20 protein-coding genes are annotated in these 19,599 nt (G+C 67.2%); 16 read left to right on the forward strand and 4 right to left on the reverse strand.

Annotation, left to right across the window (positions count from 1 at the left end):
• Positions 1 to 24 precede the first annotated feature (24 nt).
• The 5 genes from SMAL_RS08905 to SMAL_RS08925 all read left to right on the forward strand — a co-directional run bounded on the left by SMAL_RS08905 (position 25) and on the right by SMAL_RS08925 (position 6,176).
• Complete coding sequence (locus SMAL_RS08905; RefSeq protein WP_012510868.1) at positions 25 to 3,138, forward strand: response regulator; 3,114 nt, start codon at positions 25 to 27, stop codon at positions 3,136 to 3,138.
• Positions 3,135 to 3,959, forward strand: a complete 825-nt coding sequence (locus tag SMAL_RS08910; RefSeq protein ID WP_006362979.1) for a CheR family methyltransferase — start codon at positions 3,135 to 3,137, stop codon at positions 3,957 to 3,959. Before SMAL_RS08905 ends, SMAL_RS08910 begins: the two co-directional genes overlap by 4 nt.
• Positions 3,959 to 4,534, forward strand: a complete 576-nt coding sequence (locus tag SMAL_RS08915; protein WP_012510869.1) for a chemotaxis protein CheB — start codon at positions 3,959 to 3,961, stop codon at positions 4,532 to 4,534. The genes SMAL_RS08910 and SMAL_RS08915 overlap by 1 nt, the downstream gene beginning before the upstream one ends.
• Complete coding sequence (locus SMAL_RS08920; RefSeq protein ID WP_012510870.1) at positions 4,531 to 5,664, forward strand: hybrid sensor histidine kinase/response regulator; 1,134 nt, start codon at positions 4,531 to 4,533, stop codon at positions 5,662 to 5,664. Before SMAL_RS08915 ends, SMAL_RS08920 begins: the two co-directional genes overlap by 4 nt.
• 83 nt (positions 5,665 to 5,747) lie before the next feature.
• Entirely contained in the window at positions 5,748 to 6,176 is a 429-nt protein-coding gene (locus SMAL_RS08925; protein ID WP_012510871.1) for a BLUF domain-containing protein, read from the forward strand.
• A gap of 15 nt (positions 6,177 to 6,191) precedes the next feature.
• Here the strand turns inward: SMAL_RS08925 and SMAL_RS08930 are convergent, their stop codons facing one another.
• Positions 6,192 to 6,512, reverse strand: coding sequence for an ArsR/SmtB family transcription factor (locus SMAL_RS08930; protein WP_012510872.1), 321 nt, complete (start codon positions 6,510 to 6,512; stop codon positions 6,192 to 6,194).
• An 86-nt stretch (positions 6,513 to 6,598) separates the two neighbouring features.
• Here SMAL_RS08930 and SMAL_RS08935 point away from each other — a divergent pair, with 86 nt between their 5' ends.
• From SMAL_RS08935 to SMAL_RS08945, 3 genes are all read left to right on the forward strand, one after another.
• The gene (locus SMAL_RS08935; protein ID WP_012510873.1) at positions 6,599 to 7,036 is read left to right on the forward strand and encodes a YeeE/YedE family protein; all 438 of its coding nucleotides are present in this window, start codon (positions 6,599 to 6,601) and stop codon (positions 7,034 to 7,036) included.
• Positions 7,033 to 7,446: a DUF6691 family protein gene (locus SMAL_RS08940; RefSeq protein WP_012510874.1), complete on the forward strand. Its 414-nt coding sequence runs from the start codon at positions 7,033 to 7,035 to the stop codon at positions 7,444 to 7,446. The genes SMAL_RS08935 and SMAL_RS08940 overlap by 4 nt, the downstream gene beginning before the upstream one ends.
• A gap of 67 nt (positions 7,447 to 7,513) precedes the next feature.
• Positions 7,514 to 8,566: a linear amide C-N hydrolase gene (locus SMAL_RS08945; RefSeq protein WP_012510875.1), complete on the forward strand. Its 1,053-nt coding sequence runs from the start codon at positions 7,514 to 7,516 to the stop codon at positions 8,564 to 8,566.
• On the opposite strand, the gene SMAL_RS08950 is transcribed toward SMAL_RS08945, so the two are convergent.
• Positions 8,563 to 9,342: a DUF6491 family protein gene (locus SMAL_RS08950; RefSeq protein ID WP_012510876.1), complete on the reverse strand. Its 780-nt coding sequence runs from the start codon at positions 9,340 to 9,342 to the stop codon at positions 8,563 to 8,565. The genes SMAL_RS08945 and SMAL_RS08950 overlap by 4 nt on opposite strands.
• 81 nt (positions 9,343 to 9,423) lie before the next feature.
• Here SMAL_RS08950 and SMAL_RS08955 point away from each other — a divergent pair, with 81 nt between their 5' ends.
• Together SMAL_RS08955 and SMAL_RS08960 are read left to right on the forward strand one after the other, a co-directional pair.
• The gene (locus SMAL_RS08955) at positions 9,424 to 10,119 is read left to right on the forward strand and encodes a helix-turn-helix domain-containing protein (protein ID WP_012510877.1); all 696 of its coding nucleotides are present in this window, start codon (positions 9,424 to 9,426) and stop codon (positions 10,117 to 10,119) included.
• A gap of 165 nt (positions 10,120 to 10,284) precedes the next feature.
• Positions 10,285 to 11,235, forward strand: a complete 951-nt coding sequence (locus SMAL_RS08960; RefSeq protein WP_012510878.1) for a DMT family transporter — start codon at positions 10,285 to 10,287, stop codon at positions 11,233 to 11,235.
• A 33-nt stretch (positions 11,236 to 11,268) separates the two neighbouring features.
• Here the strand turns inward: SMAL_RS08960 and SMAL_RS21095 are convergent, their stop codons facing one another.
• Positions 11,269 to 11,565 carry a hypothetical protein gene (locus tag SMAL_RS21095; RefSeq protein ID WP_162564129.1) on the reverse strand — a complete coding sequence of 99 codons (297 nt, stop codon included), beginning with the start codon at positions 11,563 to 11,565 and terminating at the stop codon, positions 11,269 to 11,271.
• Positions 11,566 to 11,592: 27 nt separating this feature from the next.
• Between SMAL_RS21095 and thrA the strand changes: the two genes are divergently transcribed.
• From thrA to thrC, 3 genes are read left to right on the forward strand one after another with little or no spacing between them, the layout of a single operon-like run.
• Complete coding sequence (thrA, locus tag SMAL_RS08965) at positions 11,593 to 14,097, forward strand: bifunctional aspartate kinase/homoserine dehydrogenase I (protein ID WP_012510879.1); 2,505 nt, start codon at positions 11,593 to 11,595, stop codon at positions 14,095 to 14,097.
• Positions 14,094 to 15,008 carry a homoserine kinase gene (locus tag SMAL_RS08970; RefSeq protein WP_012510880.1) on the forward strand — a complete coding sequence of 305 codons (915 nt, stop codon included), beginning with the start codon at positions 14,094 to 14,096 and terminating at the stop codon, positions 15,006 to 15,008. The genes thrA and SMAL_RS08970 overlap by 4 nt, the downstream gene beginning before the upstream one ends.
• Before the next feature lie 29 nt (positions 15,009 to 15,037).
• A complete protein-coding gene (gene thrC, locus SMAL_RS08975) occupies positions 15,038 to 16,324 on the forward strand; it encodes a threonine synthase (protein WP_012510881.1) in 1,287 nt (428 codons plus the stop codon).
• A 103-nt stretch (positions 16,325 to 16,427) separates the two neighbouring features.
• On the opposite strand, the gene SMAL_RS08980 is transcribed toward thrC, so the two are convergent.
• Positions 16,428 to 17,180 carry a Crp/Fnr family transcriptional regulator gene (locus SMAL_RS08980; protein WP_006363184.1) on the reverse strand — a complete coding sequence of 251 codons (753 nt, stop codon included), beginning with the start codon at positions 17,178 to 17,180 and terminating at the stop codon, positions 16,428 to 16,430.
• 127 nt (positions 17,181 to 17,307) lie between these two features.
• On the opposite strand from SMAL_RS08980, the gene hisS reads away from it, so the two are divergent.
• From hisS to SMAL_RS08995, 3 genes are all read left to right on the forward strand, one after another.
• Positions 17,308 to 18,705, forward strand: a complete 1,398-nt coding sequence (hisS, locus tag SMAL_RS08985; protein WP_006363186.1) for a histidine--tRNA ligase — start codon at positions 17,308 to 17,310, stop codon at positions 18,703 to 18,705.
• Between the two features lie 26 nt (positions 18,706 to 18,731).
• The gene (locus SMAL_RS08990; protein WP_232054040.1) at positions 18,732 to 18,998 is read left to right on the forward strand and encodes a hypothetical protein; all 267 of its coding nucleotides are present in this window, start codon (positions 18,732 to 18,734) and stop codon (positions 18,996 to 18,998) included.
• A gap of 273 nt (positions 18,999 to 19,271) precedes the next feature.
• Positions 19,272 to 19,580 (forward strand): YerC/YecD family TrpR-related protein, encoded by a 309-nt coding sequence (locus SMAL_RS08995; protein ID WP_006363215.1) that lies wholly within the window; start codon positions 19,272 to 19,274, stop codon positions 19,578 to 19,580.
• Positions 19,581 to 19,599 lie beyond the last annotated feature (19 nt).

Here is a 19,599-nt window from a genome sequence, read left to right on the forward strand (position 1 = left end):
TTTTGTCTACTGGAGCCGACCTGCATGCGTCCTGGTGCGACCACGCGTGACCGCTGGATCTGGATGACCTCTGCTGTGCTGCTGGGCGCGACCATTGCACTGGAGCTGGTGGTGCCGCTGGGCTACGCGGTATGGCTGGCTTACTTCCTTGCCGTGGGCGTGACGGTGTTCCAGCGCAGTGCGCGGGCTCCATTCATCGTGGCGGTGCTCGCCTGCATTCTGTTGATTGTCGGCTATAACGTTGCACCGGCCAGCTCGAACTCGGCATTCTCGTTTGTCAATCGCAGCATCGGCGGCGGCGCATTCCTGATGATCGCGCTGATTGTTTCCCGAGCGATCCAGGCCCGGCGCCAGGCGATGCGGGCGTTGTGGCTGCAGGAAGCCGAGAATGCAGTGGCGATGAGCCTGCGCGGCGACCTGGGCCCGGAGCAGATCGCCGACGCGGCGGTGACCCGCCTGGCGGAGCAGCTGCGCGCCGACGTAGGGGCGGTCTATCGGCTGGAGGGCGGACGGCTGCAGCTCACCGGTGGCATGGCGCTGCCATCCGGCACACCCGCCTCGTTGTCGTTGCAGGAAGGGCTGGCCGGGCAGGTCGCGCGTGATGAGCGCATCCGTCACCTGCACGGCGACGAGGCAGCTGTGCTCGAACTGCAGACCAGCCTGGGCCGGTTGCCGGTGCGCGAACGCATCCTGGCGCCGATCAACAGCGATGGCAGCGTGGTGGGTGTCATCGAGCTGGGCCGGGCGCGCATCGGTGACCAGCAGGGCCTGGACGACGAACTGCTGGAGCGCTGCGCCGAGACCATCGGCATGGCCCTGCGCGCGTCATTGCTGAGGGCGCAGCTGGTGGTCCTGCTGGAAGAATCGCAGCGTCAGGGCGAAGAACTGCAGGCCCAGCAGGAAGAGCTGCGCGTGGCCAACGAGGAGCTGGAAGAGCAGAGCCGCAGCCTGTTGCAGTCGCAGAGCCATCTGGAAGAGCAGCAAGCCGAGCTGGAGCAGAGCAATGTCCAGCTGGAAGAGCGTACCCATGAACTGGAGGCACAGAAGCAGGCGCTGCTGGTTGCGCAGGGGCAGTTGGTCCGCAACAGCAATGAGCTGGCTGCCACCTCGCGTTACAAGTCCGAGTTCCTCGCCAACATGTCGCACGAGCTGCGCACGCCACTGAACAGCTCGCTGATCCTGGCCAAGCTGCTGGCTGACAACAAGGACGGCACGCTGACCGAAGAGCAGGTGAAGTATGCCCGCGCGATCCTGTCGTCCAATAATGACCTGCTGGCGCTGATCAACGACATCCTCGATCTGTCGCGCATCGAGGCCGGTCATGTCGAGCTGGCCGATGAAGTGGTGGTGGTCGACAGTGTGCTGCAACGCCTGCGCGAGACCTTCGAGCCGATGGCACGACAGAAGGGCCTGGCGCTGGAGATCGAGGCCGATGCGCTGGCACCGACCCAACTGGTGGCCGACAACCAGCGCCTGCAGCAGATCCTGAAGAACCTGCTGGCCAATGCCCTGAAGTTCACCGAGCACGGCAAGGTCAGCCTGCACGTGCGCGCTGGCGGCAATGGGCGCGTGCGTTTCGATGTCTGCGATACCGGCATCGGCATTGCCCGCGAGCAGCTGCCGGTCATCTTCGAGGCGTTCCGCCAGGCCGATGGCAGCACGCGTCGCCGCTACGGCGGCACCGGCCTGGGCCTGTCGATCTCGCGCGACCTGGCCGAGCGCATGGGCGGCAGCATCCAGGTTGACAGCGAGCCGGGACGCGGCAGCTGCTTCATCCTTGAGCTGCCGCTGCAGGGTGCGCCGGCGTCCCAAGCTCTCCCGGCGATGGCGACGGAAGCTGTTCCGTTGCCAGTGGCAGCACCGGCGCCCGCTCGTGTTGTGGCTGCGCCTGCGGCTGTGCCCCCCGCTGCTGTGTCGATGGCAGTTGCAAGCGTGGCGGATGACCGGGGCCGGCGCCAGCGCGCCGGTCGGCTGATCCTCGCAGTGGAGGATGACACCACCTTCGCCGAGGCGCTCGTGTCACTGGCCCATGAGCTGGACTTCGACTGCGTGGTAGCCAGTACGGCCGAAGAGGCCCTGGCGCTGGCCGCCGAGCTGCGTCCGAACGGCATCCTGCTCGATATCGGCCTGCCCGACGTTTCCGGTCTGAGCGTGCTGGAGCGGCTGAAGCGCAATCCGGACACGCGCCACATCCCGGTGCATGTGGTTTCGGCGATGGATCGCAGCCAGGTCGCGCGCGAGTTGGGCGCGATCGGCTTCGCGATCAAGCCGACCACACGTGAGCGACTGGCAGCGGCCATCGAGCAGCTGGAACAGACCAGCCGGCGCGATGTGCGGCGCCTGCTGATCGTCGAGGACGACAGCGAGCTGCGCCGCAACCTGGAGCTGCTGCTGGGCCGCGAGCAACTGCAGATTGTCGCCGTCGGTACTCTCGCCGGCGCGCTGGAACAGCTCAGCACGGTTACCTTCGATTGCATGGTGATGGATCTGTCGTTGCCGGATGGCAGCGGTTACGACCTGCTCGAGCATATGGCCAGCAACGATGACGTCGGCTTCCCGCCGGTGATCGTCTACACCGGCCGTGCGCTCAGCCGCGAGGAAGAGCAGCGTCTGCGCCGTTACTCGAAGAGCATCATCATCAAGGGCGCGCGCTCCCCGGAGCGACTGCTGGACGAGGTGACCCTGTTCCTGCACAGCGTCGAGGCCAGCCTACCCAGCGACCAGCAGCGCCTGCTGCGCGAGGCACGCCGCCGCGATACCGTGCTCGATGGCCGTACCGTGCTGCTGGCCGAGGATGACGTGCGCAACATCTTCGCGCTGTCCAGCGTGCTCGAGCCGCTGGGCGTGACGTTGGAGATCGCGCGCAACGGCCAGGAGGCGGTGGATCGCCTGGCTGAGCGCGAGGTCGACCTGGTGCTGATGGACATCATGATGCCGGAGAAGGACGGCCTGGCCGCGATGCGCGAGATCCGCGCGCAGCGCCACTTGCAGGACCTGCCGATCATTGCGCTGACCGCCAAGGCCATGCCGGACGACCGCGAACGTTGCCTGCAGGCCGGTGCCAATGACTACATCGCCAAGCCGATCGATGTCGACAAGCTGGTCTCGCTGTGCCGGGTCTGGTGCTCGCGGCAATGAACGAGCAGGCGCTGTTCGATCTGGAACTGAAGGTGTTGCTGGAGGCGTTGTACCAGCGCTACCACTACGACTTCCGCAGCTATGCGGTGTCGTCGCTGCGCCGGCGCATCCGCCAGGCCATGCAGCGTTACGAGTGCGAGCGACTGGCGGACCTGCAGCATCGCCTGCTGCATGAGCCGGAGCTGTTCGCCCAGGCCATGCAGTTTTTCACCGTGCAGGTCTCGGAGATGTTCCGTGACCCCGCCTATTTCCGTGAGCTGCGCGAACAGGTGGTGCCGGTGCTGCGCACCTATCCGTCGGTGAAACTGTGGGTGGCCGGTTGCAGCACCGGCGAGGAAGTGTGGTCACTGGCGATCCTGCTGCATGAGGAAGGCCTGCTTGATCGCAGCATCGTCTATGCCACCGACATCAATCCGGCCGCGTTGGCCACCGCCGAGGCGGGTGCCTATGGCATCGACCGGATGGCCCAGTTCAGCCGCAACTACCTGGCCGCCGGTGGCACCGCGTCGCTGTCCGACTACTACGCCACGGCCTACGATGGCGCGGTGTTCGACCGTCAGCTGCGCCGCAACGTGGTGTTCGCCGACCACAGCCTGGCCACCGATACCGTGTTCTCCGAAGTGCACCTGGTGTCGTGCCGCAACGTATTGATCTATTTCAACCGTGATCTTCAGGACCGGGCCGTGGGCCTGTTCCGGGAGGCGCTGGTGCACCGCGGATTCCTCGGCCTGGGTAGCAAGGAGTCGCTGCAGTTCGGGCGCCACCACGATGCCTTCGCGGTCTGTTCGCGCGAGCATCGCCTGTACCGGAAGGTTGCCTGATGGCGGTGCAGGCTCGCCCTGCGGTGCTGGTGGTCGGCGCCTCCGCGGGAGGTGTTGCCGCGCTGCAGGTGGTACTCGGCGCACTTCCGGCCCGGTTGCCGGCGCCGGTGCTGGCCGTGCTGCACCTGCCGCGAGACCGTACCAGCCGCATTGCCGAAGTGCTGGCGCCCTATTGCGCGCTGCCGGTGCGCGAGGCGGAAGACAAGCAGCCGCTGCAGCCCGGCACGGTGACGTTCGCCCCGCCGGACTACCACCTGCTGGTGGAGGACGCCGGCGCGGTGGCGTTGTCGGTGGATGCGCCAGTGCTGTTCTCGCGCCCGGCCATCGACCCGCTGTTTGAATCGGCCGCTGCGGTGTTTGGTCCGCAGGTGCTGGCGCTGCTGCTGACCGGTGCGAGCAGTGACGGCAGCGAAGGAGTGGCCGCCGTGCGCGCCGCTGGCGGCCGCGCCTGGCTGCAATGTCCCGAGGAGGCCGAGGCATCGATGATGCCGGCCTCCGCCCTGCAGCACGCTGGCGCCGATGCCGTGCTGCCCCTTGAACTGATGTGTCGTCGCCTGAAGGAGTTGTTTGCATGAACCTGCTGCCACCGGACCCTGCGCAGTCGCAGTCCCCGGTCAACCTGCTGATCGTCGATGACGTGCCGCAGAACCTGGTGGCCATGCAGGCGCTGCTGCAACGCGAGGGCGTGAATCTGCTGCTGGCCGGTTCCGGCGCGCAGGCGCTGGAGCTGCTGCTGGAGCATGAGGTCGCGCTGGCCCTGCTGGACGTGCACATGCCGGAGATCGATGGCTTCACCCTGGCCGAGCTGATGCGCGGTTCGCATCGCAGTCGCACGGTACCGATCATATTCCTGACCGCCTCGCCGGATGATCCGGTGCGCGCGTTCAAGGGCTACGAAACCGGCGCGGTGGATTTCCTGCACAAGCCGGTGGCGCCGCAGGTGATCCTGAGCAAGGTCAACGTCTTCATCGAGCTGTACCAGCAACGCCAGTTGCTGAAGGCGCGCAACGAGGCGCTGGAGCGTGCGCTCAAGCTCAACGAGACGATGGCTGCGGTACTGACCCACGACCTGCGTACGCCGTTGTCGGCAATCCTGCTGTGCGTCGACAAGCTGGCGCTGGACCTTCCGCAAGGCAACGCGGGTGCGCAGCAGACGCTGCAGTATCTGGAGGCCAGCACCCTGCGCATGGCGCGGATGGTGGAGCAGCTGCTGGACTTCTCGCGGATCCGCAGCGGCGGCCTGCGCCTGCAGGCCAGTACCTGCGATCTGGCCGAGGTCACCCGCGCGGTGGTGGCGGAGGTGGGCAGTGCGCATGGTGCAGGCCGGATCCGACTGGATACACACGGCGACACGCAGCTTCAGGGCGACCTGGATCGACTGGGACAGGTTGCAGCAAACCTGATCGGCAATGCACTGACGCATGGCAACGAGGCACAGGTCGAGGTGGATGGCCGTGACCCGCGCAACGTGCTGCTGCGGGTGCGCAATGCCGGTGAGATAGATGCGGCGCTGCTGCCGCGCCTGTTCGAACCGTTCAAGGCCAGCTTCCACCAGAGCAATGGACTTGGCCTCGGCCTGTACATCGTCGATCAGTTCGTGCGGGCGCATGGCGGCCGTATCGGTGCCCGCAACGAAGCAGGGCAGGTGGTGTTCGAGGCGTTGTTGCCAAGGCGCAGTGACGGGGCGGTGGCGACCGCAAGCTGAATTCTTCAGCAAACGTTTCCGGATACTGAGACGGGCTCGTCCGCAACTGCTACCGTGGCGACTCACGTTGCCAAGGAAGCTCCATGCCATTGCGTGCCATCGCCTACGTCAGCAAGGTGCTGCCGGATCTTTCCGCCGAACGCCTGCATGTATTGGTCGAGGATGCGGCACGCTTCAACAAGCTGGCCGGGGTGACCGGCGTGCTGCTGCATGACGGTGACCGTTTCCTGCAGTACATCGAGGGACCACCGGACGGCATCGATTCGGTGTATGAGCGCATCCTGCAGGCGGGCAGCCATATCGACATCGTCGAGCTGGCGCGCGGCCGGCTGGGCCAGCGCCAGTTCCCGTACTGGTCGATGCGCGCGCTGCCGGTGGATGCGGCGCTGTTGCGTCAGCTGTCTGCCAGTGACTGGTCCGGCTTTACTCGCGCACTGCAGGGCGATCGTTCCGCGCCGACGCCGGTGGACCTGCTCGACAGGGTGGTGCAGCCGGTCCTTCACGTCGGCTGACCCCGAACCACAGGCTCAGCGTGGATCGCCACCACAGTAGGCGGCATGCAACGCCTTCAGTACACCCAGCGCCGGGCCATCGACCACGCGGTAGTGGATGGCCTGCGCCTGGCGGCGGGTCGCCACGATATCCAGTTCGCGCAGCACCGCCAGATGCTGCGACAGCGCCGATGCACTGAGCCCGGTCAGCGCCTGTAGTTCCGGCACCGGCGCTTCGCCTTCCACCAGTCGGCACAGCACGCGCAGCCGCGCAGGATGGGCCAGGCTCTTAAGCAGCGTTGCAGCCTCGGCGGCGTGTTCGGCCATGGCGGCGCTGTCGAGCGGGGTGCGGGCCATGGTTGACCTTTTTGTTTAGAAGTGTCTAATTTAGATAAATCTAAATCAAAGGGCAATCCCATGAGCGGCGTGAAAGAGGGCAGGGCATGAACCTGCCATGGACCGCGGTGGCTGGCGGAGCGCTGATCGGCGCCGCCGCGGTGTTGCTGCTCGCCACTGTCGGGCGCGTGGCGGGTATCAGTGGGATCGCCGCGGGCAGCCTGCGCGCAGCAGAAGGCGAGCGCGGCTGGCGCTGGGCATTCCTGCTGGGCCTGCTCACAGCAGCGGGGCTGGTGCTGTGGTGGCAGGCGTTGCCCGAGGCCTCGCCACGCGTGCTGTTGCGCGATGCCTTGCCGGCCTGGCAGTTGATCTGCGCCGGCCTGCTGGTGGGCTTCGGCACGCGCCTGGGCAGTGGTTGTACCAGTGGTCATGGCGTCTGTGGCATGGCCCGCGGCTCGAAGCGTTCGCTGCTGGCAGTGCTGGTGTTCATGGCCTGCGCAATGCTGACCACGTTCCTGATCCGGCACGGCGGAGGGCTGGCATGAGTCGCGCACTATGGGCCGCCGCTGCGGCCGGTGTGCTGTTTGGCGCTGGGCTGGCGCTTTCCGGGATGACCGACGCGCGTCGCGTGCTCGGCTTCCTCGATGTCGCCGGTGATTTTGATCCGACGTTGATGTGGGTGCTGGCCTCGGCGCTGCTGGTCAGTGCGGTCGGGCAGCGCTGGGTGCTGCGACGCGCGCGTCCCGGGTATGCGGCCCGCTTCCAGCTGCCCACCGCACGTGATGTCGATGCGCGCCTGCTGCTGGGCGCCGCGCTGTTCGGTATCGGCTGGGGATGGGCTGGTTACTGCCCCGGACCGGCCATCGCGGGGCTGGCGGTGGCATCGCGCGAAGCGCTGTGGTTCGTACCCGCGATGCTGTTGGGCTTCTGGCTGCACGACCGCTTCGTACGCTGAGGTTTCACCGCTGTGTCACGATGGATCGGGTCAGATCCACGGACCACGGGGAAAGGAGCGTACCGACATGGCACGGATGAAGTGGAAGGGAAAGGCAATGCTGGCCATGGCGCTGGCATCCGCGATCACACCGGCACTGGCCTGCACGCGTGCGGTGTACCTGGGCGACAACGGTGATGTGATCACCGCGCGTTCGATGGACTGGAAGGTCGATGTAGCGACCAATCTCTACGTCCTGCCGCGCGGCATTGCGCGCACCGGCCAGGCCGGCCCGAAGTCGCTGGCGTGGACCGCGCGCTACGGCAGCGTGGTGGCCACCGGCTACGACGTGTCGACCACCGATGGCATGAACGAGAAGGGCCTGGTCGCCAACCTGCTGTGGCTGGTGGAGTCGGAATACCCGCAACAGCGCGGCAAAAAGCCCGGCTTGTCCATCTCGCTGTGGGCGCAGTACGTACTCGATAATTTCGCAACAGTGGAAGAGGCGGTGGCGGCGCTGAAGCGCGAGCCGTACTCGATCGTCACCGACAAGGTTCCCGGCGAAGACCGCCAGGCGACGTTGCACCTGTCACTGTCCGACGCGAGTGGCGACAGCGCTATCGTCGAGTACATCGGTGGCCGCCAGGTGATCCATCACGATCGTCGCTACCAGGTGATGACCAACTCGCCGACCTTCGAGCAGCAGCTGGCACTCAACAGCTACTGGCAGCAGATCGGTGGCACGGTGATGCTGCCGGGCACCAACCGCTCGTCCGACCGCTTTGCGCGGGCTTCGTTCTACATCAATGCCATTCCCAAGGCGGAAGACCCGGTGGAGGCGTTGGCCAGTGTCTTCAGCGTGATCCGTAACGCGTCGGTGCCGTACGGCATCACCACCCCGGGCGAGCCGAACATCTCGTCCACGCGCTGGCGCACCGTAGCCGACCACAAGCGCCGGCTGTATTTCTTCGAATCGGCGTTGACTCCGAACACCTTCTGGGTCGATCTGAACAAGGTCGATTTCGGCGGCCAGGTGCTCAAGCTCGACCTTGGCAAGGACCAGCGCAATACCTTTGCCGGCGATGCACTGGGCCAGTTCGTGCCCAGCGCACCGTTCACCTTCCTTGGCGTCGACGGTTAGTTCGACGCCTGGCTGGAGGCCGGATAGACCGCCTGGATCGTGCAGCTGCCGCGGGTGTACTGCGGCAGCGGCGCCAGCGCATCGTTGCGCAGGTCGCCATTCTCGAAATCGGCGGTGAGGATGCGATCGCCGGGATTGCCACAGATCAGCCCGTTCTGCATGCCGGAGCGGAAGCTGAGCTGCGGCGCACGGTCGAGCTGGCGGCAGTGGCCGCCGAGTTCGACGCGGTAGTAGCGGTGACCACCATTGCGACGCGGATTGGTCTCCACCAGCATGCCTTGTGGGTCGGATGACCAGGCGCGGACGTTGCGGGTGGCGAAGCAGTAGGACGGTGAGCCGCCGAAGCTGCGGCGGACGTCTTTGCGTTCGCTGATGGTCAGGGTGGGCAGCGTGGCTGTGCGCAGGCGGTCACTGGTGCGGGCGACGCTGGCGTAGTCGCGATCCTGTACCGGGGTAATCGCGCTGACGGCGCAGCTGCGGCCGTCGACCACGACGCGTTCGCTGGGACGACCGCAGGCCCAGCCGGCCGGCGCTTCCAGTTTCAGCGTGGTGGCATCGCGAACACCGGGGCAGTCTTCGCTGAAATCGATGCGATAGGCCTGGCCGGAGGCGGCGCGCAATGCGATCGAACGCGGCGATGCCTGCTCCACTTCCTGCACGCCGACCGCATCCATGCAGTGCGGAGCGGGCGGGGTGCGTTCCTGTGCCGATGCAGAGCTGGCGACTGCCAGGCCGAGACTTGCGGCCAGCACCGCGAAAACGTGCCGATGGGTCATGACCTGCACTCCCTGCGTTGGATGACGGATCGACTATAGCAGCGGTTTGCACGGCCGTTGTTACACGCGCACACTGCCCGGATGGGCGCGATCTTCCATCTGCGGCACTACGGACAGGCCACCGGCCTGGACCGCCATGACTACGCGCAGTGGGTGCTGCCGCTGCAGGGTGAACTGCAGTTCGAGATGGAAGGCCGCGGCGGTCGCCTGGACCTGCTGCAGGGCGCTTTCGTGGCTGCTGGTGAAGCGCATGATCAGATGGCCGATGGCCCGAACGGTTTCGTGATCGTCGATTGCCCCCCGGGCGTGCTCGATGACGGCACGCAGGAGCATCTGTGCCGGCAGCGCTGGCTGCACCTGCCGCTTGCGCTACGACAACGCCTGGCGGGTGTGCAGGACGGGCAGCCGATGCCGGCCCTGTTGCCGCAGCTGCTGCAGGTGTTCGCACCTGCGGGCAGTGGTGCGCGCATGCAGGGGCTGTGCGCGGCGGTGCAGGCCGATCCGGGCCAAGCATGGCCGGTGGCGCGCATGGCCGCGTCCGTCGGGGTCAGCGAGAGCCGGTTGCACGCGCTGTTCCAGCGTGAGTTCGGGCTCAGCCCGCAGGCTTGGCTCAGTGCAGGCCGGTTGCGCTGGGCCAAGCACCAGCTGCGCACCAGTACGGCGCCGATCAGTGACATCGCGCTGGCCGCAGGCTATTCCGAGCAGAGCGCACTGACCCGCGCGCTGCGGCGTGAGTGTGGGCAGACCCCGGCCGCCTGGCGCAGGGCCGCAATCTGACCTGTAGAGCCGAGCCCATGCTCGGCTGCCGTTCGCGAGGGGCCGTGCAAAAAGCAGTCGAGCATGGCTCGACTCTACATGGGCGGGAGGGCAGTAGCCTCGGTCAAGAGCCCGCGCTGGCCACCGCTTACACTGCGCAGCCTGTTCTCCCCCCAAGAACCCGAAATGCGCAACAACCCGATGGCCCTGGGCATCGCCAATGGCGTTGCCGCCGGCGCGGTGTGGGGCGTGGTCTTCCTCGCGCCCGCCGTGCTGCAGTCGTTCAACGCCCTGCAACTGTCAGCCGGCCGCTACCTGGTCTACGGCTTGATCGCCGTGGTACTGCTGCTGCCGCGCTGGAAGCGATTGGCCCCGCGGTTGGGTCGTGCCGAGTGGATCGGTCTGCTGTGGCTGAGCCTGGCCGGCAACCTGGTGTACTTCCTGCTGCTGGCCACGGCCGTGCAGTGGGCCGGAGGTGCGGCGGCGTCGTTGATTGTCGGCCTGATTCCGGTGGTTGTGACCCTGGTTGGCGTGCGCGAGCAGGGCGCGGTGCCGTTGAAGCAGCTGTTGCCGGCACTGGGGCTGTGCGTGCTGGGCGTGGCGCTGGTTGGCTGGGAAGCACTGATGTCCGAGCATCTGGCAACGCCCTGGCGGCAGCGCCTGATCGGCCTGCTGTGCGCGTTTGGTGCGCTGTTCTCCTGGGCGCTGTACTCGATCGGCAACAGCCGCTGGCTGGCGCGCCGTTCCGATCTGTCCAGCCACGACTGGTCACTGCTGACCGGCGTCACCACTGGCGGCCTGGCCCTGCTGCTGGTGCCGATGGCGTTCATCGGCCACACCGGCAGCCACACGTCAGCGCAATGGAGTGGTTTCTGGGCGATCAGTGCCGGCGTGGCGGTGGTGGCTTCGATCCTTGGCAATGCGTTCTGGAACCGCGCCAGCCGCCTGCTGCCGTTGACCCTGACCGGGCAGATGATCGTGTTCGAAACGCTGTTCGCGCTGCTCTACGCATTCGCCTGGCAGCAGCGCTGGCCGAGCCTTCTTGAAGCGCTGGCGATCGTGTTCCTGGTGGCAGGCGTGATGCTGTGTGCGCACGCCCACCGCACACCACGGGCGATCGCCGAACATGCCGGCTGAATGCCGTCGTCAAGCGCGCTGATACCGATTTTGTCACAGATGCAACCAAATGGCGGCACGATGACCGATGATCGCCGCAGCGGTTTTTTGCATCGCAGCACTTGACAGCACCCCGGCGGCCGGTGTTTTCTGTGCGTCATGGTTTTTGATGCCGCCCACGCCAGCCTGATCGCCCCTGCCACTGCGGGCCGTTCGACTGCGCCGGTCGCCACCACCACCATTACCACCACCACCGTCACCACTGCCCTGGTGCGGCCCGTCGTCTTCGTGTAACTCCCGAAAACCACGGCCCCGCACCATACAGGTGACGGGGAAACTCGACACCTGCATGCGACGGGGCCTCCTACCGAGGTCTGCATGTCTTCCCACGCCCCCGCCCATCTCGCTGCTCCGTCCGATCTGGCTGCGCCGTCCACTGTCGTGCACAAGTTCGGTGGCACCTCGGTGGCCGACGCCGAGCGCTACCGCCATGTTGCTGGCCTGCTGCTCGCCCGCCCCGAATCGCTGCAGGTCGCCGTTGTCTCGGCGATGAAGGGCGTCACCGACGCGCTGATCGAACTGGCCCAGATGGCGGCAAAGGGTGACGAAGGCTGGCGCGAGGCCTGGCATGCCCTGCGCGCCCGCCATCGTGGCGCGGCGGTGGCCCTGCTCGGCGAGCAGGTGGGCGAGACCGTGGAATGGATTGACGTGCGTTTCGATCAGCTGGCCGACGTGCTGGCGGCACTGGCGGTGATCGGCGAACTGCCGCGCGAGGTACTCGATCGCGTGCAGGGCCTGGGCGAAGTGTTCTCCGCGCAGCTGCTCGGTACCCACCTGCGCGCGCTGGGTGAAGACTGCGCGGTGCTTGATGCGCGCGACGTGCTGGTGGTCGCGCACGGCGAGCTGGGTGTCGACGTCGACTGGGAAGTCAGTGCCGATCGCCTGGCCAGATGGCGCCTGCAGCATCCGCAGTCGCGCCTGGTCGCCACCGGTTTCGTTGCCCGTGACCGCCACGATCGCATCACCACGCTCGGCCGCAATGGCAGCGACTACTCCGGCGCGATCTTCGCGGCACTGTTCAACGCCGACCAACTGCACATCTGGACCGACGTCGACGGCGTGCTGTCGGCGGACCCGCGGCTGGTGCCCGAAGCGGTACAGCTGGAATCGCTGAGCTACGACGAAGCCTGCGAACTGGCCTATTTCGGCGCCAAGGTGGTGCACCCGCAGACGATGTCGCCGGCGATCCGACTCGGCCTGCCGATTTTCATCCGCAACACCTTCCAGCCGGCGCATCCGGGTACGCGCATCAGTGCCGAGCGCTCGCCGCGCGGGCCCGTGAAAGGCCTGACCCTGAGTCCCGGACTGGCCCTGCTCAACCTGGAGGGTACCGGCCTGATCGGCGTCCCCGGCACCGCCGAACGCGTTTTTGCGGCACTGCGCCAGGCGCAGGTCTCAGTGGTGATGATCTCGCAGGGGTCGTCCGAACATTCGATCTGCTGCGTGGTGCGTGCGGCCGAAGCCGCTCGCGGTCGTGAGGCGCTGCTGCAGGCATTCGCGCATGAACTCTCGGTCGGCCACGTGCAGCGTGTGCAGGTCAGCGACGGTGTCAGCGTGCTGGCGGCGGTGGGCGACGGCATGGCGGGCCAGCCCGGCGTCGCCGCGCGCCTGTTCGAGGCCCTCGGCCGGGCGCAGGTGAACATCCTGGCGATCGCGCAGGGCTCGTCGGAACGCAACATCTCGGTGGCGGTGGACAGTGCCGATGCCACCCGTGCGCTGCGCGCCGCACATGCCGGCTTCTGGCTGTCGCCGCAGACATTTGCGGTGGGTGTGATCGGGCCGGGCAATGTCGGTGCCGCACTGCTGGACCAGTTGCTGTCGGCGCGCCCGCAGCTGCTGGCCAAGGCCAATGTCGACCTGCGCCTGCGCGCGCTGGCCTCGCGTTCGCGCATGCGGCTGGAGGCTGATGGCCTGCATGCCGATTGGCGGCAGGCACTGCAGCAGGCGGGCGAGGCCAGTGACCTGGACCGTTTCACCGAGCACCTGCTGGCCGCGCACCTGCCGCACGCGGTGGTGATCGATTGCAGTGGCAGTGCCGAGGTGGCCGAGCGCTACGAGGGCTGGCTGGCCGCCGGCATCCACGTGGTCACCCCGAACAAACAGGCCGGTGCCGGTCCGCTGGCGCGCTATCAGCGCATCCGCGCTGCCGCCGCTGCCAGCGGTGCGCGTTTCCGCTACGAAGCCACGGTCGGCGCCGGGCTGCCGGTGATCACCACGCTGCGCGACCTGGTCGATACCGGCGACGAGGTGCTGGCCATCGAAGGCATCTTCTCCGGCACGCTGGCCTGGCTGTTCAACCGTTACGACGGCAGCCAGCCGTTCTCGGCCTTGGTCGCGCAGGCGCGTTCGATGGGCTACACCGAGCCGGATCCGCGTGACGATCTGTCCGGCATCGATGTCGCGCGCAAGCTGGTGATCCTGGCCCGCGAAGCCGGTCATCCGCTGAGCCTGGAACAGGTCGAGGTGGAAAGCCTGGTGCCAGCGCTGCTGCGCGAGGGCGGCGTGGATGATTTCATGGCGCGCCTGGGCGAGTCCGATGCCAGCCTGTTGCAGCGCCTGCAGGACGCACGGCAGCGCGGTGCGGTGTTGCGCTACGTGGCGCGGCTGGGTGCCGACGGTGCCTCGGTCGGCCTGCAGGAACTGCCCATCGAGCATGCGTTCGCCAATCTGCGGCTGACCGACAACGTGGTGCAGTTCCGTACCCGCCGTTACTGCGACAACCCGCTGGTGGTGCAGGGGCCGGGTGCCGGCCCGGAAGTCACGGCCGCAGGCGTGTTCGCCGACCTGCTGCGGGTGGCCGCCGGTGAAGGAGCGCGGCTGTGATCGCACGTGCGTTCGCACCGGCCTCGGTGGCCAACGTGGCGGTGGGCTTCGATATTCTCGGCCATGCCATTGCCGGTGTCGGCGATACCGTGAGCGTGCGTCGCATCGATGAACCGGTGGTGCGGATCGAGGCAATCCGTGGCAGTGCGGTCGAGCTGCCGCTGGACGCTGCCAGCAATACCGCAGGGGCCGCGCTCATGTCGTTGCGCGAAGGGCTGGGTCTGGACTTCGGCTTCGCGGTCGAGATCGACAAGGGCATCCCGTTCGGCTCCGGCATGGGTGGTTCGGCGGCGTCAAGCGTTGCGGCGTTGGTTGCCGCCAATGCACTGCTGGACGCACCGCTGGCGCGCGAGGCGTTGTACCCGTTTGCGCTGGATGGCGAGGCGGTGGCCAGCGGTGGTCGCCACGGTGACAACGTGGGGCCGCTGCTGCTGGGGGGTCTTGCGCTGTGCACGGCCGATCGGCTGCTGCCGATTCCAGTGCCGGCTACCTGGCACAGCCTGCTGGTGCATCCGCACGCGGTGCTGGAAACGCGCCGCGCACGCCAGGCGCTGCAGGGCAGCTATGCGCTGGGCGAGTTCGTGGCGCAGAGCGCGAACCTCGCACTGGTGCTCAGTGGTTGCCATCGCAGCGATGCCGCACTGGTGCGCGCGGGACTGCGTGACGTGCTGGTGGAGCCGCGCCGGGCCGGATTGATTGCCGGCTTCGAAGCTGCCCGTGATGCGGCGCTGTCGGCCCATGCAATGGGCGCAGGCATCTCCGGTGCCGGCCCCAGCGTGTTCGCCTGGTTCGAGGATGCCGACCAGGCCCATGCCGCAGCGGCACCGGTGCGCGCCGCGTTTGCAGCGGCCGGCTTCGACAGCGATGCCTGGGTGTCGCCGCTGGACGCGCCGGGAGCGCGGCTGTGCTGAATTCTTCCCCTCTACTGGATACCTTGCCCATGCATTTCGTTTCGACCCGTGGCCAGTCACCTGCTGTCGGCCTCAGTGCGGCAATCGCCGCAGGATTGGCGCCCGATGGCGGGCTGTATGTGCCTGAGGTTCTGCCTGCACCTCGTGAATTGCAGGCCGGTGCAACCCTGGCCGATACCGCCGCTGATCTGCTGGCACCGTTCTTTGCCGGCGATGCGCTGGAAGGCGCGCTGCCGTTGATCTGCCGCGAGGCCTTCGACTTCCCGGTTCCGCTGCGCCCGCTGGGCGATGGTGACCACGTTCTGGAGCTGTTCCATGGGCCGACGGCGGCGTTCAAGGACATCGGCGCGCGCTTCCTGGCCGGTACGCTGTCGCGGCTGCAGGCGGGCCGCGACCGTGACCTGACGATTGTTGTTGCCACCTCCGGCGATACCGGTGCCGCCGTTGCAGCGGCCTTCCACCGCCAGCCGGGCGTGCGCGTGGTGGTGCTGTATCCCGACGGCCGCGTGTCGCCGCGACAGGCGCACCAGCTCGGTTGCTTCGGTGACAACATCCGGGCGCTGCGCGTGGCCGGTTCGTTCGACGACTGCCAGGCCTTGGTCAAGCAGGCGCTGGCTGACCGCGAACTGCAGGCGCAGGTGCCGTTGAGCTCGGCCAACAGCATCAGCCTGGGCCGACTGCTGCCGCAGATGAGCTACTACGCGCATGCGGCGCTGACCCATCATGCCGCACATCGACGCCGGCTCAACCTGGTTGTGCCCACCGGCAACCTCGGCAACGCAATGGCGGCAGTGCTGGCGCGCGCGCTGGGCGTGCCGGTCGGGCAGATCGTGCTGGCCACCAATGCCAATGCCGTACTGCCGGCCTACTTCAATGGCGACGACTATCAGCCGCAGGCCAGTGTTGCCACCGTTGCCAACGCGATGGACGTGGGGGCGCCCAGCAACTTCGAGCGTCTGCGCTGGCTTTACCACGGAGATGATGCCGAGCTGCGCGCTGCGTTCCGTGCGTTTGCGGTAGATGACGTGACCATCCGCGCGACGATTGCGGCTGAGCATGCCAGCCATGGCGAGCTGTTCTGCCCGCACACGGCCACCGCAGTGAAGGTGCTGCAGGATCTGCGCAGTGGCGGTGCCAAGGGGGACTGGGCGGTAGTGGCCACCGCGCATCCGGCCAAGTTCGAAGCCGTGGTCGAGCCGCTCATCGGCGAAGCTGTGGCGGTGCCGCCGGCACTGGAGGCATTGCTGCAGCGACCGGCGCATGCCGAGCCGTTGGCCGCAGACTATGCGGCGTTGCGCGACGTGCTGCTGCGCTGACCCGGAGATGGGTACGGTTGCCGGCCAGCGGCCGGCACTACCGGGGGAATGCAATTCGGGTAGTGCCGGCCGCTGGCCGGCAACCCCACGGACCGCGATACGGTCAGATCAACCCTTCACCGGCCAGCGTGCGCAGCCCATCCTCGTCGAGGATCTCCACCACGTTCAGGTGGGGCAGGGCGATCAGCTCCTGTTGGCGCAGCTTGGTGAAGGTGCGGCTGACCGTTTCCATGGTCAGGCCCAGATGGTCGGCAATATCGCCGCGGCCCATCGGCAGCGATACGCGCAGGCCGTCGCCACCTAGCTTGGCCTCGCGTGCGGCCAGCCGCAGCAGGAAATCGGCCAGCTTCTCGGCCGGCTGCAGGCGTGCCAGCGCCAGGGCGGCATCCTGTGCGGCGTCCAGTTCCTGGCAGGCGCGCTGCAGCAGCTTGCGCTCCAGGTGCGGGTAGCGGCTGCGCAGCGCCTTCATCTGCGGCAGCGCGACGCGGCACACGCGGCTGTCGGCGATGGCTTCGATATCGTAGCGGTGGTGGTCGCTGCCGCTCAGGCCCAGGTAATCGCCGGGCAGCACGAAACCGTTGATCTGGCGGCGGCCATCGGCCAGGGTGCGCACCAGGCGCAGCGCGCCGCCGGTCAATGTATAGACATGCTGGCGTTCTTCACCGGTGCGGGCCAGGGTACTGCCCATCGTCACCTGCTGCGAAACGGTGACCTGTTCCAGCGCCTGTACTTCATCGGGCGACAGCGCCGAGCAGACCGCCAGGTGGCGAACCGAGCAGTGCAGGCAGTCCTGCGTGACGCAGGACGGCGCGGCGGAGTCATTGGTGGCGGGCGGAGCGCCGGAAGGCCGTGACATGTTGCGGGGGGCGTATCGCGGTCGGGGAGGGCCTTATGATACTTCAAGCGGGCGTTCGACCCTGCCCGAGGCGGGGGCGCTAGAATGTCGCCCCCTCCCACGTCCCGTTCCAGCAGGAGTTCCGCCCGTGATCAAGCCCCGTACCCCGCCCGGCACCCTTGAACTGCTGCCGCGCGAGCAGATCGCGTTCCAGCGCATGCTGGACGTGATCCGCCGCAATTACGAGCGCTTCGGGTTCCTGCCGGTGGAGACGCCGGTGTTCGAGCTGTCCGATGTGCTGCTGACCAAGTCCGGTGGCGAGACCGAGCGCCAGGTGTATTTCGTGCAGTCCACCGGCGCGCTGGCCAATGCGGCCGAATCGGGCGACCGTTCACTGCCGGAAATGGCGCTGCGCTTCGACCTCACCGTGCCGCTGGCGCGCTACGTGGCCGAGCACGAACACGAACTGACCTTCCCGTTCCGTCGCTACCAGATGCAGCGCGTGTACCGCGGCGAGCGTGCGCAGCGCGGTCGTTTCCGCGAGTTCTACCAGTGCGACATCGATGTGATCGGCAAGGACAGCCTGAGCGTGCGTTACGACGCCGAAGTGCTGGCGGTCATCCATGCGGTGTTCTCGGAGCTGCGCATCGGTGATTTCAGCATCCAGCTGAACAACCGCAATCTGCTGCGTGGTTACTTCGAGAGCCTGGGCGTGGCCGAAGGCGAACGCCAGCTGGCGGTGCTGCGCGAAGTGGACAAGCTGGACAAGCGCGGCGCCGACTACGTGCGCGAGACGCTGGTTGGCGAGGGCTTCGGGATTCCGGCCGAACAGGTCGAGAAGATCCTGGCCTTCGTCGCCGTGCGTTCGAAGGGCCACGACGATGCGCTGGCGCAGCTGGCCGCGCTGGAAGCGGCGGCGGAATCGTCGGAAACCCTGCGTGCCGGCGTGGCCGAACTGCGCGAAGTGCTGCAGCTGGTGCAGGCGCTGGGCGTGCCGGAAACCGCGTACTGCCTGAACTTCTCCATCGCGCGCGGCCTGGATTACTACACCGGTACCGTGTACGAGACCACGCTGACCGACCACCCGCAGATCGGCTCGATCTGCTCGGGCGGCCGCTACGAAGACCTGGCCAGCCACTACAGCAAGTCGAAGCTGCCGGGCGTCGGTATCTCCATCGGCCTGTCGCGCCTGTTCTGGCAGCTGCGCGAGGCCGGCCTGATCGACGGCATCGAAGCCAGCAGCGTGCAGGCGCTGGTGGCGCTGATGGACGAGCAGGGCATGCCGCAGTCGCTGGACATCGCGCGCCGCCTGCGCGCCGGTGGCATCAACACCGAAGTGCAGATGGAGCCGAAGAAGATCGGCAAGCAGTTCCAGTACGCGGCCAAGGCTGGCATCCGCTTCGTGGTGCTGGCGGGTGAGGATGAACTGGCGCGCGGCGTGGTGGCAGTGAAGGACCTGCTGCGCGAACAGCAGTTCGAAGTGTCGCGCGACGAGCTGGCCAGCACCCTGCTGGTGGAGCTGGAGCAGTCCAGGGCGATGGTGTGATGCGTGCCGCCGCAGGAGTGCTGAGCGTGCTCCTGCTGGCGGGCTGCCAGAGTGACCCGGTGCTGCGCAGTGCCCGGCTGGGTCCGACGCAGTACCGGCTGCAGGTTGATCGCTGCCACGTGGTCGACCGTGCGCAGCTGGAGGGTGACCTGCAGGTCCTGGCGGCACGGAAGTGCCCGGCGGGTGCAGGGGCGTTGGAGAGTATCCAGCCCCTGCCGAGCCGGCAGGGCAGCCTGTTCGGCGAATGCCTGCGACGCGGGGCGCTGCAAGCGGAGGTGCACTGCCGGCCCTGAGCTTCGGCAGGATGTTGATTTCAAGGTAGAACGCCCACCCCTGGTGGGCGTTTTGCGTTTCCGGGTGAAGCGCAGTCGAGCATGGCTCGACTCTACAAAGGCCGGCTCCCCGCCATCCGGCGGAATGCAGGCCTTTGACGTTGCCGGCCAGCGGCCGGCACTACCGGGTGCAGGGCTGCAGCCCTGCCGCCCCCTCAATCCACGATTTGACGCACTGCGCAAGAATGCGTTAATGTACTAACACGCTATTACATTGATGCAAGAGCCCTGCCTGTGAAAGCCCGTCCCGATATCACCGCCAAAGACCCGAAGGCCGACCTGGAAGCCCTGGCCGAGGCCTTTGCCGCACTGCGCGAGCCGGAACAGGTCGAGGCCTTCCTGCGCGACCTGTGCACCCCGGCCGAGCTGGAAGCCATGGCCGACCGCTGGAAAGTGGTGCCGCTGCTGCAGCAGGGCGTGCCGTATCGCGAGATCCACGAGCGCACCGGCGTCAGCGTGACCACCACCGGACGGGTGGCACGCACGCTCGAGCATGGCCATCGAGGCTATGCCGCCGCCATCGACCGCCTTGCTTCGCGCTGATCCGCGCCCCGTTCCGAAC

The organism is Stenotrophomonas maltophilia R551-3 (assembly GCF_000020665.1).
GTDB lineage: Bacteria > Pseudomonadota > Gammaproteobacteria > Xanthomonadales > Xanthomonadaceae > Stenotrophomonas > Stenotrophomonas maltophilia_L.

What these genes read in the sequence shown, in the direction of transcription:
- SMAL_RS08905 (WP_012510868.1), top strand. Translation starts at nt 25, where the DNA reads ATGCGTCCTGGTGCGACCACGCGTGACCGCTGGATCTGGATGACCTCT.
- SMAL_RS08910 (WP_006362979.1), top strand. Translation starts at nt 3,135, where the DNA reads ATGAACGAGCAGGCGCTGTTCGATCTGGAACTGAAGGTGTTGCTGGAG.
- SMAL_RS08915 (WP_012510869.1), top strand. Translation starts at nt 3,959, where the DNA reads ATGGCGGTGCAGGCTCGCCCTGCGGTGCTGGTGGTCGGCGCCTCCGCG.
- SMAL_RS08920 (WP_012510870.1), top strand. Translation starts at nt 4,531, where the DNA reads ATGAACCTGCTGCCACCGGACCCTGCGCAGTCGCAGTCCCCGGTCAAC.
- SMAL_RS08925 (WP_012510871.1), top strand. Translation starts at nt 5,748, where the DNA reads ATGCCATTGCGTGCCATCGCCTACGTCAGCAAGGTGCTGCCGGATCTT.
- SMAL_RS08930 (WP_012510872.1), bottom strand. Translation starts at nt 6,512, where the DNA reads ATGGCCCGCACCCCGCTCGACAGCGCCGCCATGGCCGAACACGCCGCC.
- SMAL_RS08935 (WP_012510873.1), top strand. Translation starts at nt 6,599, where the DNA reads ATGAACCTGCCATGGACCGCGGTGGCTGGCGGAGCGCTGATCGGCGCC.
- SMAL_RS08940 (WP_012510874.1), top strand. Translation starts at nt 7,033, where the DNA reads ATGAGTCGCGCACTATGGGCCGCCGCTGCGGCCGGTGTGCTGTTTGGC.
- SMAL_RS08945 (WP_012510875.1), top strand. Translation starts at nt 7,514, where the DNA reads ATGGCACGGATGAAGTGGAAGGGAAAGGCAATGCTGGCCATGGCGCTG.
- SMAL_RS08950 (WP_012510876.1), bottom strand. Translation starts at nt 9,342, where the DNA reads ATGACCCATCGGCACGTTTTCGCGGTGCTGGCCGCAAGTCTCGGCCTG.
- SMAL_RS08955 (WP_012510877.1), top strand. Translation starts at nt 9,424, where the DNA reads ATGGGCGCGATCTTCCATCTGCGGCACTACGGACAGGCCACCGGCCTG.
- SMAL_RS08960 (WP_012510878.1), top strand. Translation starts at nt 10,285, where the DNA reads ATGCGCAACAACCCGATGGCCCTGGGCATCGCCAATGGCGTTGCCGCC.
- SMAL_RS21095 (WP_162564129.1), bottom strand. Translation starts at nt 11,565, where the DNA reads ATGCAGGTGTCGAGTTTCCCCGTCACCTGTATGGTGCGGGGCCGTGGT.
- thrA (WP_012510879.1), top strand. Translation starts at nt 11,593, where the DNA reads ATGTCTTCCCACGCCCCCGCCCATCTCGCTGCTCCGTCCGATCTGGCT.
- thrC (WP_012510881.1), top strand. Translation starts at nt 15,038, where the DNA reads ATGCATTTCGTTTCGACCCGTGGCCAGTCACCTGCTGTCGGCCTCAGT.
- SMAL_RS08980 (WP_006363184.1), bottom strand. Translation starts at nt 17,180, where the DNA reads ATGTCACGGCCTTCCGGCGCTCCGCCCGCCACCAATGACTCCGCCGCG.